Annotated in this window: 14 protein-coding genes and 1 tRNA gene; 10 read left to right on the plus strand and 5 right to left on the minus strand. The window is 66.5% G+C overall.

Features of this window, described 5'->3' with window-relative positions; all coding sequences use genetic code 11:
• The first annotated feature begins 69 nt into the window (after positions 1-69).
• Positions 70-1,164: an adenylate/guanylate cyclase domain-containing protein gene (locus tag ACR9YP_RS05530; protein ID WP_438110463.1), complete on the plus strand. Its 1,095-nt coding sequence runs from the start codon at positions 70-72 to the stop codon at positions 1,162-1,164.
• A gap of 77 nt (positions 1,165-1,241) precedes the next feature.
• Here ACR9YP_RS05530 and ACR9YP_RS05535 read toward each other — a convergent pair whose 3' ends face one another.
• The 3 genes from ACR9YP_RS05535 to tsaD are packed head-to-tail and all read right to left on the minus strand — an operon-like array spanning position 1,242 to position 3,714.
• Positions 1,242-1,655 (minus strand): EVE domain-containing protein, encoded by a 414-nt coding sequence (locus ACR9YP_RS05535; RefSeq protein WP_438103659.1) that lies wholly within the window; start codon positions 1,653-1,655, stop codon positions 1,242-1,244.
• A 2-nt stretch (positions 1,656-1,657) separates the two neighbouring features.
• Positions 1,658-2,638 (minus strand): NAD(P)H-dependent glycerol-3-phosphate dehydrogenase, encoded by a 981-nt coding sequence (locus tag ACR9YP_RS05540; RefSeq protein ID WP_438103658.1) that lies wholly within the window; start codon positions 2,636-2,638, stop codon positions 1,658-1,660.
• 2 nt (positions 2,639-2,640) lie between these two features.
• Positions 2,641-3,714: a tRNA (adenosine(37)-N6)-threonylcarbamoyltransferase complex transferase subunit TsaD gene (gene tsaD / locus ACR9YP_RS05545; protein ID WP_438103657.1), complete on the minus strand. Its 1,074-nt coding sequence runs from the start codon at positions 3,712-3,714 to the stop codon at positions 2,641-2,643.
• Between the two features lie 151 nt (positions 3,715-3,865).
• Between tsaD and ACR9YP_RS05550 the strand changes: the two genes are divergently transcribed.
• The 5 genes from ACR9YP_RS05550 (at position 3,866) to ACR9YP_RS05570 (ending at position 8,459) form a co-directional block, all read left to right on the plus strand.
• Positions 3,866-4,612, plus strand: coding sequence for a uroporphyrinogen-III synthase (locus tag ACR9YP_RS05550; protein WP_438103656.1), 747 nt, complete (start codon positions 3,866-3,868; stop codon positions 4,610-4,612).
• A gap of 72 nt (positions 4,613-4,684) precedes the next feature.
• Positions 4,685-5,926 (plus strand): COG4223 family protein, encoded by a 1,242-nt coding sequence (locus ACR9YP_RS05555; RefSeq protein ID WP_438103655.1) that lies wholly within the window; start codon positions 4,685-4,687, stop codon positions 5,924-5,926.
• Between the two features lie 35 nt (positions 5,927-5,961).
• Positions 5,962-7,722, plus strand: a complete 1,761-nt coding sequence (locus ACR9YP_RS05560) for a heme biosynthesis HemY N-terminal domain-containing protein (RefSeq protein WP_474219171.1) — start codon at positions 5,962-5,964, stop codon at positions 7,720-7,722.
• A gap of 100 nt (positions 7,723-7,822) precedes the next feature.
• Positions 7,823-7,898: transfer RNA gene (locus ACR9YP_RS05565), tRNA-Thr, on the plus strand.
• Positions 7,899-8,063: 165 nt separating this feature from the next.
• Positions 8,064-8,459 (plus strand): hypothetical protein, encoded by a 396-nt coding sequence (locus tag ACR9YP_RS05570; RefSeq protein ID WP_438103654.1) that lies wholly within the window; start codon positions 8,064-8,066, stop codon positions 8,457-8,459.
• 67 nt (positions 8,460-8,526) lie between these two features.
• Here ACR9YP_RS05570 and ACR9YP_RS05575 read toward each other — a convergent pair whose 3' ends face one another.
• Positions 8,527-9,576, minus strand: coding sequence for a polysaccharide deacetylase family protein (locus tag ACR9YP_RS05575; protein WP_474219172.1), 1,050 nt, complete (start codon positions 9,574-9,576; stop codon positions 8,527-8,529).
• A gap of 253 nt (positions 9,577-9,829) precedes the next feature.
• Between ACR9YP_RS05575 and ACR9YP_RS05580 the strand changes: the two genes are divergently transcribed.
• Positions 9,830-10,168: a hypothetical protein gene (locus tag ACR9YP_RS05580; protein ID WP_438110461.1), complete on the plus strand. Its 339-nt coding sequence runs from the start codon at positions 9,830-9,832 to the stop codon at positions 10,166-10,168.
• A 167-nt stretch (positions 10,169-10,335) separates the two neighbouring features.
• Positions 10,336-10,551 (plus strand): cysteine rich repeat-containing protein, encoded by a 216-nt coding sequence (locus tag ACR9YP_RS05585; RefSeq protein ID WP_438103653.1) that lies wholly within the window; start codon positions 10,336-10,338, stop codon positions 10,549-10,551.
• 106 nt (positions 10,552-10,657) lie between these two features.
• Here the strand turns inward: ACR9YP_RS05585 and ACR9YP_RS05590 are convergent, their stop codons facing one another.
• Positions 10,658-12,346: an MFS transporter gene (locus ACR9YP_RS05590; protein WP_370989076.1), complete on the minus strand. Its 1,689-nt coding sequence runs from the start codon at positions 12,344-12,346 to the stop codon at positions 10,658-10,660.
• Between the two features lie 137 nt (positions 12,347-12,483).
• Between ACR9YP_RS05590 and ACR9YP_RS05595 the strand changes: the two genes are divergently transcribed.
• Both ACR9YP_RS05595 and ACR9YP_RS05600 read left to right on the plus strand, forming a co-directional pair.
• Positions 12,484-13,857 (plus strand): hydrolase, encoded by a 1,374-nt coding sequence (locus ACR9YP_RS05595; RefSeq protein WP_474219173.1) that lies wholly within the window; start codon positions 12,484-12,486, stop codon positions 13,855-13,857.
• Between the two features lie 34 nt (positions 13,858-13,891).
• Positions 13,892-15,256, plus strand: coding sequence for a cytochrome P450 (locus tag ACR9YP_RS05600; RefSeq protein WP_438103651.1), 1,365 nt, complete (start codon positions 13,892-13,894; stop codon positions 15,254-15,256).
• Positions 15,257-15,290 lie beyond the last annotated feature (34 nt).

Below are 15,290 nucleotides of genomic sequence, written 5' to 3' on the forward strand. Positions count from 1 at the left end.
GGCGGCGCCAGAGCGGTCCGTCAAGGATTGCCCGTGACAAAGACGGCGTGCCTTCGTCATGATCGCGCCATGCAGCTCTCTCCGACGCTCGCCTGGCTTGTCGATGCCGCCTCAGACAGTCCCGGGGCGGACCGCCTGCTTGCGGAACTCGGCGCCCATCTGGTTGCTGATGGCGTGCCGCTTGCGGCTGGCGCCCTGACGCTGGAGGTGCCGCACCCGCTGATCGCGAAGCGAACCTGGTTGTGGCGTGCCGACAGCGGTCGGGTGATCGAAGCGCTCGGCTTTGCCCCGGGCGGGCTGGCACCGGACCCGCCCAACGATGCCGGCCGCCGCTGGCTGCGCGACATCGCGGGCGGTGAGGTGCATGAAGACATCGTCGGACGAGTCGATGGGCCGTTGCTCGGCTGGATCGGGCCGCGTCCGTTCACGGCCGAGGAGATCGAGCAGCTGCGCCAAGCTGCACGTTTTGCCGCGACGCCGCTCGCCGTGCTCGCCGCGCGCGCCACGCTGCGGGCGACGCTGGACGCCTATCTCGGCAAGCGCAGTGCGGAGCGGGTGCTGGCGGCGCCGCTGCGACGCGATCTCGGCGAGACCATTCAGGCCGCATTGCTCTATGCCGATTTGCGCAACTTCACCAGCTTGTCGGAGACCAGTCCGCCGGCTGGTGTCATCGCGGCGCTCGATGCATGGTTCGACAGGATCGCCGGCGCCGTTCACGCCTTCGGCGGCGAGGTGCTGAAATTCATCGGCGACGGCGTGCTCGCGATCTTTCCCGTGATCGAGGCGTCGCCGCGCCGCGCCTGCGATGCCGCTCTGCGCGCGGCAGGCGCGGCCGAAGCCGGGATGGTGTATCTCAACGCGGAGCGCCGCGGCCAGGGCTTGCCGCCGCTCGCGTTCGGTGCCGCACTTCATCTCGGCGAGATGCTCTGGGGCAATATCGGCGCTGCCAACCGGCTCGATTTCACGGCGATCGGTCCCGCCGTCAATCTCGCCAGTCGGCTCGAAGGGCTATGCAAGCCGTTGGGGCGGACCGTGCTCGTGTCGGGCGCGCTCGCCGCAGAGACGGATACGCCCCTCATCGCGCTCGGATCGCATTCGCTGCGCGGCATTGCCGCGCCATGCGAGGTCTTTGCGCTGCCGGAGACGCAAGCGCGGACATCGTAGCCCGCATCAGCGCAGCGATATGCGGGCTGCAGCGCTCCCGGATATCGCTTCGCTCATCCGGGCTACAGCCCCTGCTCCTAAACCCCACCCATCTTGCAGACGAGCTTCCACTCCTCCGCCGTCACCGGCTGCACCGACAGGCGCGAATATTTCACCAGCGCCATGTCTGCGAGCTTCTTCTCGGCCTTGATCGCGGCCATCGTCACCGGTGTCTTTAGCGGCTTGTCGGCCTTGATGTCGACGCAGACGAATTTCTCCGTCTTGTCGGTCGGGTCCGGATAGGCCTCCTTGATGATCTCCGCGATGCCGACGATCTCCTTGCCCTCGTTGGAATGATAGAAGAACGCCTTGTCGCCCTTCTTCATGGCAACGAGGTTCTGGCGTGCGGTGAAGTTGCGCACGCCGGTCCAGGCCTCGCCCTTGGCGCCCTTCGCCACCTGCTGGTCCCAGGACCACACCGACGGTTCGGATTTCACCAGCCAGTACGCCATGTTCATTCCTCTGCCTTGAAGGGGCGTGTCAACAGCCCCGAGATCGCGGCGTCAATCGTGCTCCGGCCGCTCAGGATCGAAGCGACCGCTTCTGATACCGGCATCTCGATGTTTTGCGAAGCCGCAAGCTCGATCAGCACCGGCGCGGTGGACTCGCCCTCGGCGAGCTTGCCCGCGGGCGGGTTCTCGCCGCGGCCCAGCGCGAGGCCCAGCGCGAAATTGCGTGATTGCGGACTCGAGCAGGTCAGAATGAGATCACCGAGCCCGGACAGGCCCGTGAGCGTCTCGCTGCGCGCACCAAGCGCGCGACCAAGGCGAGTGAGCTCGGCGAAGCCGCGGGTCGTGAGCGCGGCCTGGGCCGAGGCGCCGAGCTTGCGCCCGACCGCGATGCCGATCGCGATCGCCAGCACGTTCTTGGCCGCGCCGCCGATCTCGACACCTCGGATATCGGTGGAATGATAGGGACGGAATGTCGCCGAGCCCAGCGCCTGCACCAGGCTGCTGGCCAGCGCTTCTTCCTTCGCGGCCAGCGTCACAGCGGTCGGCAGGCCGCGCGCGACGTCGTCGGCAAAGCTCGGGCCGGACAGGATCGCCGGCTGCGCGCTCGGTGCGGCTTCGGCGATCACCTCGGTCATGAATTTGTGGGTGCCGTGCTCGATGCCCTTGGCGCAGGCGACGACGGGGACCGGCCTTGCAATGCGCGAGGCCAGCAGGTTGACCGCGCCGCGCAAGTGCTGCGCGGGCGCTGCGATCAGCAGCATGTCGGCACGCGCGGCGAGCGCCAGATCGCTCGTCACGACAATCTCCGGAGCGATCCGTACGCCGGGCAGCCGCGGATTGTCGCGCGTCGCGGCAATCCGCGTCGCGTGTTCGGCATTGCGCGCCCACAGCGTCACATTCCGCCCTGCCCGCGCCGCCACGGTTGCCAGCGCCGTGCCCCAGGCGCCTGCTCCGATCACGGTGACGGAGTCGAACGCGGTCATTACTAGAATCCCGCCCGCGTGTTGCCGTAGCCGGCCGGTGCCGTCGCGTTGGCGTCGAGCAACCAGCGTGCGCGGGGCTGCGCTTCCATCGTGTCTGTCATGCCGAGCGCGAGGCGCTCGGCGCCGGCCCAGGCGATCATCGCGCCGTTGTCGGTGCAGAGCGCGGGCGGCGGCATGATCAGCTGGGTCCCGGCTTGCTGCGCGACATCGAGCAGGGCGCCGCGGATGGCCTGATTGGCGGCAACGCCGCCGGCGGCCACGAGTGCGCGTGGCGCGCCGAACTGCTCGCGGAAAAGTCTTAGGCCGACGCTCAGCCGGTCCGCCGTCGAATCCAGCACGGCGGCTTGAAAGCTCGCGCAGAGGTCGCTGATGTCCTGCGGCGTGAGCTCGGCGATGCGGCTTGCTTCGTTGCGGACCGCCGTCTTCAAGCCCGACAGCGAGAAATTGGCATCGGGACGCCCCTGCATCGGGCGCGGGAAGGCGAAGCGCATCGCATCGCCGCTTGCCGCCGCGCGCTCGACCTGCGGACCGCCGGGATAGGGCAGGCCCAGCATCTTCGCGACCTTGTCGAAGGCCTCGCCAATGGCGTCGTCGACCGTGGTGCCGAGCCGCACATACTGGCCGACGCCAGTGACCGCGACGATCTGGGTATGTCCGCCCGAGGCGAGGAACAGGCAATAGGGGAATTCGATCCCGTCGGTGAGACGCGGCGTCAGCGCATGCGCCTCAAGATGATTCACCGCGATCAGTGGGGTGTCGTGCACCATCGCGATCGCCTTGGCGGTGGTGAGCCCGACGATGACGCCGCCGATCAGCCCCGGCCCCGCCGCCGCGGCGACACCGCCCAGCTGGGCGAAGCCGACGCCGGCCTCGCTCATGGCGCGGTCGATGATGCCGTCGAGCAGATCGACATGGGCGCGGGCGGCGATCTCCGGCACCACGCCGCCGAAGCGTGCGTGCTCCTCGACCTGCGACCGCACGATGTTGGACAGGATCTTGCCGCTGCCGTCAGGCGCACGCTCGATCACGGCCGCGGCGGTTTCGTCGCAGGTGGTTTCGATGCCCAATACCAGCATTGGCGAATTGTTATCCAATTTGCGCCCTTGCGCTCATCCGTAAAGCAGAGTTCTGGTACGTCCGGTAGCATTCCGGGGATGGCTTGCGCAATCGTCACGCACGGCCGTCCTCGTAAATGCGCCACCGCCACGTGGTTCGGGAACACCAGCGATGTCCATTCTTGTCACACGACCGCATCCCGACAATGAGGCGACGGCGGAGAGTTTGCGCGCGCGGGGGCATGTGGTGCTGCTTGCGCCGGTGCTCAAGTTCGAGCCGGTCGCCTTTCATGACGAGAGCGAGACGAACTATAACGGCGTCATCGTTACATCGGCCAATGCAATCCGTGGCGTCACAGCGCAATTGCGGGACCTTGGTTTGTTGGAGCTGCCGCTGTTTGCGGTCGGCGAGCACACGGCTACTGCGGCGCGCGACGCCGGCTTTGCCGAGGTGATCGTCGCCGGTGGCGACGCTGCGGCCTTGCGCAACAAGGTGGTGCAGAGCGCGCGCGACAAGGTGCTGAAGAAAAAGAGCACGCTGCTTTACCTCGCGGGTGCGGATCTGTCGCGTGACCTCGGCAACGAGCTCGGCGCCGAAGGATTCAATGTGGTCACGCAGACCACCTATCGCATGGCTCCGGTCAAGTTGCTGCCACGCGAAGTTTGCGACGGCTTTGCCGCCCATGGGATCGAGGCGGTGCTGCACTATTCGCGGCGCAGCGCGCGGGCGTTTCTGGACGCGGCGCGGGACGAAGGTGTCGAAATCTCGGCACTGGCGATACCGCAATGCTGCCTGTCCGAGACGGTTGCAGGCGTGCTGCGCGAAGCTGGCGCGTCGCAGGTTCTGGTGGCGGCGACGCCGGACGAAAATGCCTTATTCGACACCTTGGAGCGTGCTTTGCGCACCCGTTTGGCGTAAGAGGTCGGGCCGAATCCGACGCAATCGGATCCGAAGGATCTGTGCAAGGTATGGATGTGAGGAACCGTCACGATGGTCGATGACAAGCCTGAAGACGCAGGATTGGCCCCCGACAGCGGTCGTGCCAAGCGCACCCCGCCCACCATCGACCTCGAGGCGACCGAAGTCTCGACCCAGCCGCAGCAGGCGGCGGGCGAGCCCGAGGCTCAGGCGGCGCCGGAGCGCGCCGAGACCGAGTCGTCACAATCCGAGCAGGTCAAGTCCGAACATGCTGATGCTGAGCCGGAGCGTGATAAGGGGCCGGCCGCCGTTGCATCCGCGCCCGTCTCTCCGCCGATTTCACCCTGGGTCGTTGCTCCGCTCTCCGGCGCTGTCGCAGCGGCAGTCGTGATCGCGGTCGGCTGGATGCTGGGCTGGCCCGCCGTGCAGGCGCCGCCTGCCGCACCGCAAGTCACGAGTGCGACGATCGATGCGCTCAGCGGCCGCGTTGCCGCGGTCGAAGCCAAGGCTGGCAAGCCCGTGGCCGATCCGGCGATGGCGGCGCGGATCGACGCACTGGAGAAGTCCGCCAGCAGCCTGCGCGGCGACATCGCCAATTTGCGCGCGCAGTCCGACAAGGCGGCGAGTGCACTGAACGACGTGAAATCCGCTTCAGGTGCTGCCGCGCCCGATCTTAGCGCTCTCAACGACCGCATCGCGCAGCTCGAGCGCGCCGGCAGGACCGAACGGGCCGAGCTGGCGCAGCAGGGCGAGAAGATCGCCGACGCCAAGACGGTGGACGACAAGCCGCTGCGCCATGTCGTGGCGGCGGCCCTGCTCGACGTCGCCGTTCGCCATGGCGATCCCTATCAACAGCAACTGGCCGCGGCGCGGTCACTGGCGGCGAAACCCGAAATGCTGAAGCCGCTCGACAACTTTGCATCGTCAGGCATCCCGACGCCGGTCGCGCTGAGCCGCGAGCTTCTCAACATCGTGCCGAAACTGTCGCCGCCGGCGGAAACCCAGACCGGCGGCAGCGGTATCGTCGACCGCCTCCAGGCCGGCGCATCGAAGCTCGTCCGCATCGAACGCACCGACGGCGTCGGCAATGATCGCGGTGCGATCGTGACGCGCGTCACCGCGGCGGCGCTACGCAACGATTTCGCGGAGGCACGTCGCGAGCTGAAGTCGCTGCCGGAGGCCGATCGCACCGCGGCGCAAGCCTGGCTCGACAAGGCCGATGCCCGCGACGCCGCGCTCGCCGCGTCCCGCAAATTCGCCGACGATGCCATGGCGGATCTCGCCAAATCTGATCCGGTCAAGCCTGTTCAATAAGGTTCGCGCAACAATCAGCGCGTATAGAGATCACCATGCTTCGCATCGTCCTCTTTCTCATTCTGATCGCGCTGGCGGCGGCCGGCGGAGCCTGGGTTGCCGATCAGCCCGGCGATTTGGTCCTGACCTGGGGCGGTCTCCGTGCCACGACGACGTTTCCCGGGTTCGTGCTCGGGCTCGGCATCTTCGCAGCCGCGATCGTGCTGGTCTGGAGCATCCTGACCATGATCTGGCGCACGCCGGGGCGTCTGCGCCGCCGTCGTCATGAGAAGCGCCATGCCCGCGGCCGCCACGCCATCACCCACGGCCTGCTCGCGATCGGTCATGGCGACACCGCGCTCGCCCGTCGGCATGCGGAAGCGGCGCGGCGGCATGCGCCGAACGATCCGCTCGCGCTGCTCTTGCACGCGCAGTCGGCGCAGCTCGAAGGCAATCGCGATGAAGCGCAGCGCGTCTTCCGCGCCATGGCCGAGCGTGATGACACGCGGCTGCTCGGCCTGCGCGGCCTGTTCATCGAGGCGCAGCGCGCCGACGATGCGGTCGGCGCCGTGATGATCGCCGAGGAAGCCATCAAATTGTCGCCGTCCTCGACCTGGGCCTCGCAGGCGGTGCTCGGCTTCCGCTGCGCGCGCGGCGACTGGAGCGGCGCGCTCGCGATCCTCGATTCGAATCTGTCAGCTGGCCTGATCGACAAGCAGACCTATCGCCGGCAGCGTGGCGTACTGCTCACCGCGCGCGCGCTGGAATTGGAGACCATGGACCGCGACGTCGCGCGCGAGAGCGTGATGGAGGCGGTCAAGCTCGCACCGACTCTCGTGCCGGCCGCGGTGCTCGCCGCGAAATTCGAGAGCGAGGCGCATCAGGTGCGCCGTGCCATGAAGCTGGTCGAGGCCGCCTGGCTCGCCAATCCGCATCCCGATCTCGCGGATGCCTATGCCCATGTGAAGCTCGGCGATTCCGCGCGGCAGCGCTTGCAGCGGGTCGAGACGCTCGCGGCCAAGACGCCTGCCGACAACCCCGGCCATGTCGAGGGCCAGCTCGCGATCGCGCGCGCTGCGATCGATGCCTCCGAGTTCGCCCGCGCGCGCGAGGCGCTCGCGCCTTACGTCAACGATCCGACCCAGCGCGTCGCGCTGCTGATGGCCGAGATCGAACGCACCGAGCATGGCGACGGCGGCCGTGCCCGCGCCTGGACCTTGCGCGCGGTGCGGGCCCGCCACGATCCGGCCTGGACTGCAGACGGCTATGTCAGCGACCGCTGGCGTCCGGTCTCCCCGGTCACCGGCCGTCTCGATGCGTTCCAGTGGCAGACACCGGTCGCGAGCCTTCCTTCCGACAAGGGCGCCACGATCGAATCCTCGGCCTTCGAGGAGGCCATGCTGGCGGCCCCACCGCCGAAGCGGGTGACGGCGGCGGCCAGCGAAGCTCCGGTGGAACCGCCGGTGGCGGCCCCAGTGCCGGCGCCGGCCGCCCAGGACAATTCGCCCCCTCAGGCCAAGGAACCTGCCAAGGAAGCTGTCAAGGAAGAGCCGACCGTCACCCCCGCCGAGCCGACTGATCCCGCCCCCGCGCCCGTCGAATCATCGCCGCCGGCGGCAACGCCGGTGTTCCGGAGCCGGGCCGACCTCGGCAAACCCGGACCGGCCCCCATCCCTGCCGTGATCCCGATCGTCCGCGCGCCTGACGATCCCGGGATCGACGACGAGGGCCCGAGCGATGAATTTACGGAACAAATCGGCACGCCGAAGGCCCAGGCCGGCGGCTGGCGCGGATTCTGGTCCCGCTGGGGCGCGTGAGACGCATTTCAAACGCCGCTTGTCCTTGCCAATTCGGGCCATGCCCGATATCAGGGGCGCGCGTATCGGGGCCGGCATCGTCCTGGCTCCGGCAGGGTTCGCCGCAATAGCTCAGTCGGTAGAGCACGTCATTCGTAATGACGGGGTCGGGGGTTCGAATCCCTCTTGCGGCACCAGCGCCTCAGTTCATCCGATCTCCGCAAGCCCGGCGTTTTGACCAGCACATCCAGCCTGCTTGAGCACACGGTTCAAGACTGCACGGCAGCCTGCGTGATCATGATCACGTAACCTCAGGCGCGCTTCCCGTAACGTCCAGCCACGCCAACACGGGGAGACTTCATATGCGCAAGATCATTCTGGTTGCCGCCATGCTCCTGGCTTCCGCGCCGGCCCAAGCAGGCGGGTCCCGTAGTCTGTCGCTGGCCGCAGCAGGCGAGCAGACCTCCGCGCCGCAAACCACGACGTCGGCGACCGCCACCGCGACGACGCAGCTGAGCGAAGTCGCGCCAACCACGGAGGCTCCGAAATATTCCGATCGTCCGCCGGCAGTGTCGCTTTCTGCGCCGGCTGCGGCGACCGCTCCGGCCGTGACGACGCCCACGACGACCTCTGTGCCGGTCACGACGACCAAGCCTGCCACCAAGACGACGGCAAGGGCGGACAAGCCGAAGCACAAGCGCAGCTGGACCGAACGCCGCATCATCAGCGAGCTGCACCGTCACGGCATCTACTGGTAAGCCGCTCGCCCAAAGCAAATGGCCGGGCGAAGGCCCGGCCATGCGCATATTGAAGCGGTGGTCGCGGTTATTGCGAAACCGTCTGCACCACGCTTCCGATCGGACGTGCGCTCGAGGTCGGCACCTTCAGGTCCTTCAGCAACGCCTCGTCATATTCCGGCAGCGTCTGGAAGCTCGTCTTGGCCTTCATCTGCACCACCTTGTAACCGCCGGCCTTGAGCCGCGCGAGCAGGGCCGGCAAGGCTTCGCCGGTGTGCTTCTGGAAATCGTGCATCAGGATGATGCCCTTGCCGAGCTTGTCCAGCCTGGTCATCACGGTCTCGACGATCTTCTCCGGCGTGGCGCCCTTCCTGAAGTCGAAGGAGTCGATGTCGGTCGAGAACATCGCGACGTTGCGGGTGCCGAAATAGGTCACCATCGCCGGATTGTGCTGAAGCTGTGGGAAGCGGAAGAACGGCGCCGGGTTGGTGCCGAGCGCGAATCTCACTGCGCTGAAGCCCTTCTCGACCTCGTCCTTGACCTGTTGCTCGGTCATCTTCTTGCTGTTCAGGTTGACATGCGACCAGGTGTGCGTGCCGACCGTGTGGCCCTGGGCCAGCACCTGGCGCAGGATCTCCGGATGATAGGTCGCGTGCTTGCCGACCGAGAAGAACAGGCCTTTCGTGCATTCATCCGCGAGCGCCTTCAGCACCGCGGGCGTGTTGACCGGCCACGGACCGTCGTCGAAGGTCAGCACGACCTCCTTCTCGGTGAGAAAGTCGAACTGCTTGAAGTGCTCGAAGCCGAAGCCGGGACCCCCTGTGGTGTCGATCTCGACCACCCGGGCAACGCCCAGCGCGTTCGGATTGGCGCAGGCCTGTTTCTGCTGCACCAGCATGGCGGCGGCGGGCGCAGGTGCCGGAGCAGCTGCCGCCGGCTTGGCCGCGATCGCCGCGGTGGTCTCGACGTCATCCTTGGCGGCGAGCTTCGCTGGTGCCGGCAATGGATCGGCGGCACGGGCGGCAACTGTCTTGGGGGCGCCCTGATCGGCGCGCGCGGAATAATAAAACCAACCGCCGGCGGCAATCACGACCGCCGCAACTACACTGGCCAGCATCAGGCCCAACGCATTACGCATCGCTATTCTTTCCAATTACGCAACCAAACCGGCGGAATTTCCCGCGCGACGAGCCATTAATGCGAAGGAACAGTTAACGTGACACCAACGCGACAGCGGTTACGGAGGAATTTCAGCGAGGTGCGCCAAAGTGACTGAGGTCACAGAGGCTGTGTCTGCCGTGACTGTCATCACAGTGGAAACCGTTTTGCCGGAGCATCGTAGTTCTCATCAACAACGGGCGCCGTTCCGACGGCACCAATGGGAGCTTCAAATGACCAAGTCTTCTTCTGCCAAGTCTCTTTCTGGCAAATCTCTTTCTACCAAGTCCCTGACGACCAAGATCCGCGACACCAGCCTGGCCCTGAGCTTTACCGCCATCGTGTCGATTGTCTCGACGACCTCGAGCTTCGCCTTCACGGCCGAGGCGCAGCAGATGTGCACCGGCGATGCATTCCGCCTCTGCTCGGCGGACATCCCCAACATCCCGAAGATCACGGCGTGCATGATTAAGCATCGTTCTGACCTAAGCGCCGGCTGCCGCGCGGTGATGGACAAGGACCTCGCCAAGGGCGCCTCGCGCAAGGTCGCTGACGCGCAGGACAAGCAGTAAGCAACGCGGCGATCGTTGCGTCCCTTAGCTCCCCTCGCGACTGCGCCCCGGCGTTAAGCCGGGACCATGCGGCGGCACGTTGCAGCCAATCAACAAAGCCGTTGCGGCCTCGGGATCATCGCACTAGCTTCGCCCGCACATTTCTTCCGGGTAAGAGGCATTGCGCGATGACCAGATTTCTTTTCATTATTCCCTTGCTGCTGTGCGCATCGAGCGCGTTCGCGCAGCAGCAGCCCGGCCACGATGCCTGCGCGCGTGATGTCAGCCGCTTCTGCCGGCCCGTGATGAACAATGGCGATGGCGCCGTGCTCGCCTGCCTGAAGCAGAACCGCACCCGGCTGAGCAAAGGCTGCGACAAGGTGCTGACGGATCACGGGCAGTAGTGGTTTTCGTAGCCCGGATGGAGCGGAGCGTAATCCGGGGTTCTGTTTCCGCGGTGAGACCGTCCCGGATTGCGCTTCGCTCCATCCGGGCTACAGGTTGACAGACTTACGTGCTGCTCCCCGCTGCAGTCGCGACCACCGGCAGCACCTCGCTATTGGCGCGGTCCGGCGTATCCTCTTTCCAGCGCACTGAGCCGAACGGACGTTCAAGCATGCGCCTGATCCGCACTGGTTCGGGACCGATGTGGAAATCGATCGCCTGCTGATGCAGCGCGCGTTCGGATTGGGTCGAGCGGTTGCGCTGGCGTAGATAGTCGAGCCAGGTCGGACAATGATAGCGCTCGGTCCATAATTCCGGATCGGCGATGTCGCGCGCGATCGACCAGCCATAGGCACCATTGCGTTGCCTGGAGAGCTGCACGTCCTGCATCACATTGTGGAAGGCGCGGGCATTCTCCTGGCTCACCCGGTATTCGATCTCGACCACCAGTGGCCCACTGCGGCCCGTCAGCGACAGCTTCACCTCGGGATCGGCCAGCACCTCGGCATCCTCGTTGCGCGCGCCGACGCGCGGCATCGCCAGCCAGATGCCGAGCAGCGGCGAGATCAGCATCAGGCCGGCCGCGACCAGGAGCGCGACCTCGACCCCGGCATAGTCGGTGAGATGGCCCCAACCCCAGGCGCCGATCGCGATGCCGCCCGAAATCGAGGCCTGGAACGCCGCAAGCGAGCGACCGGCGACCCAGCGCGGCGCCGAGAGCTGCACGCCGATATTGAACAGCGCCACCGCGGCCATCCAGACCGCACCGGCCAGCACCAGCGCGGTCGCGGTCAGCACCGGCTCCGTGCTCAAGGCGAGGGCGGCCATCGCGAGCGCCATCGAGATGGTGCAGGCGCGGATCGCCGCCTCGCCGCTCATGCGCTTGCGCAATTCATGGATGTTGAGCGCGCCGACCACCGCGCCCATGCCGAAGGCGCCGAGCATGATGCCGTAGGTCTGCGCGCCGCCATGCAAGAGGTCGCGCGCGACCAGCGGCATCAGCGCCATCACGGCGCCGCCGATCAGGCCCATCACCAGCGTGCGCAGCAGCACGATCTTGATCGGCGGCGAGTTGGTGATGTAGCGGAAGCCGGAGACCATGGCGCGGTTGAGCTTTTCCCGCGGCAGGCGCGAGGGCTCGGTACTGCGTCGCCACAGCAGCAGCACCACCAGCAACGGCAGATAGAGGACCGCGTTGCAGGCAAACGCGGCGACTGCGCCGGCCGCGGCGACGATGACGCCGCCGACCGCAGGACCGAAGCTGCGCGCGATGTTGTAGCTGATGCCGTTCAGCGCCACCGCGGACGGCAGCGCATCGGGCGGCACCTGCTCGCTGACCGAGGACTGCCAGGCAGGTCCGAACAATGCATTGCCGCTGCCGACGACGAAGCAGAACGCCAGCAGCGTTTCCGGCGTGATCAGCTTGAGCCCGGCCAGGATCGTGAGCGCGGTGGCGCCGGTCAGCGCGATCGACAGTGAGACCAGGGTGACGATGCGGCGGTCATACATGTCGGCGATGGCGCCGGCCGGCATCGAAATCAGCATGATCGGCAACATCAGCGCGGTCTGCACCAGCGCCACCTTGTCGGCCGAGGCCGCCATCTGCGTCATCGCCCAGGCGGCACCGACGCCCTGGATCAGGAGGCCGAGATTGGAGAGCAGGCTGGCGAGCCAGATGCGCCGGAATACGGTGTACCGCAGGGGTGCGGTGATGCCCTCGGCGGCAATTCTCTGGCGGTTCGTCTGCTCGGTCATATCCCCTTCCATATCGGGTGTCAGAAGTGGTCGTGGTGATTCCGGCCAATTCAGTGATGCCTGCGAAAGTCCTTCGCTGTCCAGTGGTTAGGTCGGTATAAGCGGTGCAAAGAGGCATTTGCCGGGGGAGGGAACAGATGAAGCTGTCGCGACGGACGATCCTGCAAGCAGTAGGCAGCTTGCCTTTCGCAGTTGCGAGCTTGCGGGCAGGCGCGATGGCGCAAACCGCACCTGCCGCCACGCCAAGCACTGAGCTGCCGCCGATCCTGTTCGTCCACGGCAATGGCGACTACGACGCGCTCTGGATCACGACCTTGTGGCGGATGGAATCCAACGGCGTCGCGCGCGATCGCATGGCGGCGATCAACTTCACTGATCCGCTGGCGCGGAGCGACGACAAGGTCGAGCAGGCGAACCGGTCCTCGACCGAGGACCAGCGCCGCGAGCTCACGGCCGCCATCGCTGACTTGAAGCGCCGTACCGGCGCGTCCCGCGTGGCGCTGGTCGGCAGCTCGCGCGGCGGCTATGCCATCCGCAACGTCATCAAAAATGGCGGTGCCGGGGATGTCAGTCACGCCATCTTGTGCGGCACGCCCAATCACGGCGTGTTTGCGACCGACGATACGCCCAACAACGAGTTCAACGGCCGCGGCGCATTCCTGCGCGGCTTGAACGAGGGCGAGAGCGAGGTGACGCCGGGCACAGCTTTTCTCACCTTGCGCAGTGACGGCCTGGACAAATATGCCCAAGCCGACGGGCGTTTCATCGGAAAGCCCGGCGTCCCGACCGGTGTTACCGCCGAAGGGCCGGAGCTGAAGGGCGCCACCAACCTCGTGCTTGGTGCGCTCGATCATCGAGAGGTTGCGTTTCATCCGCGCGCTTTTCGGGAGATCTACAAGTTCATCGCCGGCCGCGAGCCCACGCGCATCGCGATTGTGCCGGAGCCAACCGTGAAATTGAGCGGTTTGGTCACGGGCACGCCGGGCGGCGTATCGACCAACCGTCCGGTGGCGGGCGCAACCGTCGATGTCTTCCGCGTCGATCCTGATACCGGTGAGCGCAAGGGCGGCGCGCTGCACAGCGCAAAGACCGGTGCCGACGGCCGCTGGGGACCGGCGCAGGTCGATCCGGCCTGGTCGCTCGAATTCGTCCTGGTCTCGCCCGACGCGCCGACGACGCACATCTACCGCTCGTCATTCCCGCGCTCGTCCGACGTCGTGCACCTGCGTCCCGCGCGTCCGCTCGGGCCGGCTGACAAGGACGCAGGAGCTGTCGTGATCATGTCGCGGCCGCGCGGCTATTTCGGCCTGCCGCGGGACGTGGTGCTGCTCGACGGCAAGGAGCCGGCCGACGTCAAACCGGGCGTGCCCACGGATGCGGCAGCAACCCTGCGGCTTCCGGCGAGCGAGATCGGACGTAACATCGTGGCCCAATTTGGCGAAGAACGGATTGTGGCACGCGCCTGGCCCGCCGCCGAGAACAGGATTGCGATCGCCGAGCTGACTTACTAGCTATTGACCTGCGTCACTTCTGCGGGAGCGAGCCATGAACATCGCAAGCCTGCGTCGGCCCCTCATCCCTCCGACCCCGCCGCGTGCGCCGGATGACATGTCGTTCTTTGGCAAGCTCGCGGTGATCCGCCAGAACATGATCGCGACCTGGGGACAGCGTGCCTATGAGGAAGACGTCCTCCCGGGCCGCTTTTTTTTCCGCAACAGTTTCATCCTCAACCAGCCGGACGCGATCCGGCACGTCCTGCTCAGCAATTACGAGAACTATACGCGCACGCCGGCGGGCATCCGCATGCTGCGCCCCGTGCTCGGTGACGGCCTCCTGATTGCGGAAGGTCATTCCTGGACGTTTCAGCGCCGCACGCTCGCGCCGGCCTTTACGCCGCGCGCCACCGCAAATCTCGTCCCGCACATGACGGCGGTGCTCGACGAGACCATCACAAAGCTCGATACGCGAGTAGGCGAGCCGGTCGATCTGCGCGAGGTCATGCAGCGCATGACGCTCGAGATCGCCGGACGCACGATGTTCTCGTTCGGCATGGACCGGCATGGCGCGACCTTGCGCAATTTCATCATGGAATATGCCGCACGGCTGGGACGAGCTTATTTCCTCGACATGGTGCTGCCCGTGTCCTGGCCGAGCCCGATGGATTTTGCACGGGCGCGGTTTCGCAAGCGCTGGACCGAATTCGTTGCCATGCTGATCGCCCAACGGCGCGCGGCCGGCAAGAAGGACGGCGCGCCACCGCGCGACCTGTTCGACCTCATGGACGAGGCGCGGGATCCTGAAACGGGCAAGGGCTTTTCCGACGAACAGCTCGTCGACGAGGTCGCGACCATGATCCTGGCAGGTCACGAGACCACAGCGACGGCGCTGTTCTGGGCGCTCTATCTGCTGTCGCTCGATCCTGACACGCAGGAGGAGGTCGCCACTGAGACCCGCGGCGAACATCTCGACAGCATCGCCGACATCGATCGGCAGAAGTTCACCCGTGCCGTGATCGAGGAGACGATGCGGCTCTATCCGCCCGCCTTCCTGGTCGCGCGTGCCGCGCGCGATAAGGACAACGCGGCCGGCATCGAGATCGGCAAGGGCGATATCATCATGATCGCGCCGTGGCTTTTGCACCGGCACGAGAAACTGTGGGATCAGCCGAACGCGTTCATTCCAAAGCGCTTCATGTCGGCGGAGCCCGATCGCTTCGCATATCTGCCGTTCGGCGCGGGGCCACGCGTCTGTATCGGCGCGCCGTTTGCGCAAGCCGAATCGGTGCTGGCGCTGGCCCGGCTGATCGGTGCGTTCCGCGTCGAGCTTGCCGATACCGTTCCCGTGATCCCGCATGGCGTCGTCACGACCCAGCCGGACCACTCACCCATGTTCCGCATCACCCGTCGGTAACGGACCCTCGTCTGGCCGATGGCGTGATCCAGCT

It is taken from the genome of Bradyrhizobium sp. BR14999 (genome assembly GCF_056106085.1).

Excerpts from the sequence above, each read along its gene's own strand:
- ACR9YP_RS05530 (WP_438110463.1), top strand. The coding sequence starts at position 70 with ATGCAGCTCTCTCCGACGCTCGCCTGGCTTGTCGATGCCGCCTCAGAC.
- ACR9YP_RS05555 (WP_438103655.1), top strand. The coding sequence starts at position 4,685 with ATGGTCGATGACAAGCCTGAAGACGCAGGATTGGCCCCCGACAGCGGT.
- ACR9YP_RS05535 (WP_438103659.1), bottom strand. The coding sequence starts at position 1,655 with ATGGCGTACTGGCTGGTGAAATCCGAACCGTCGGTGTGGTCCTGGGAC.
- ACR9YP_RS05585 (WP_438103653.1), top strand. The coding sequence starts at position 10,336 with ATGACCAGATTTCTTTTCATTATTCCCTTGCTGCTGTGCGCATCGAGC.
- ACR9YP_RS05600 (WP_438103651.1), top strand. The coding sequence starts at position 13,892 with ATGAACATCGCAAGCCTGCGTCGGCCCCTCATCCCTCCGACCCCGCCG.
- ACR9YP_RS05560 (WP_474219171.1), top strand. The coding sequence starts at position 5,962 with ATGCTTCGCATCGTCCTCTTTCTCATTCTGATCGCGCTGGCGGCGGCC.
- ACR9YP_RS05575 (WP_474219172.1), bottom strand. The coding sequence starts at position 9,576 with ATGCGTAATGCGTTGGGCCTGATGCTGGCCAGTGTAGTTGCGGCGGTC.
- ACR9YP_RS05540 (WP_438103658.1), bottom strand. The coding sequence starts at position 2,638 with ATGACCGCGTTCGACTCCGTCACCGTGATCGGAGCAGGCGCCTGGGGC.
- tsaD (WP_438103657.1), bottom strand. The coding sequence starts at position 3,714 with ATGCTGGTATTGGGCATCGAAACCACCTGCGACGAAACCGCCGCGGCC.
- ACR9YP_RS05590 (WP_370989076.1), bottom strand. The coding sequence starts at position 12,346 with ATGACCGAGCAGACGAACCGCCAGAGAATTGCCGCCGAGGGCATCACC.
- ACR9YP_RS05570 (WP_438103654.1), top strand. The coding sequence starts at position 8,064 with ATGCGCAAGATCATTCTGGTTGCCGCCATGCTCCTGGCTTCCGCGCCG.
- ACR9YP_RS05580 (WP_438110461.1), top strand. The coding sequence starts at position 9,830 with ATGACCAAGTCTTCTTCTGCCAAGTCTCTTTCTGGCAAATCTCTTTCT.
- ACR9YP_RS05595 (WP_474219173.1), top strand. The coding sequence starts at position 12,484 with ATGAAGCTGTCGCGACGGACGATCCTGCAAGCAGTAGGCAGCTTGCCT.
- ACR9YP_RS05550 (WP_438103656.1), top strand. The coding sequence starts at position 3,866 with ATGTCCATTCTTGTCACACGACCGCATCCCGACAATGAGGCGACGGCG.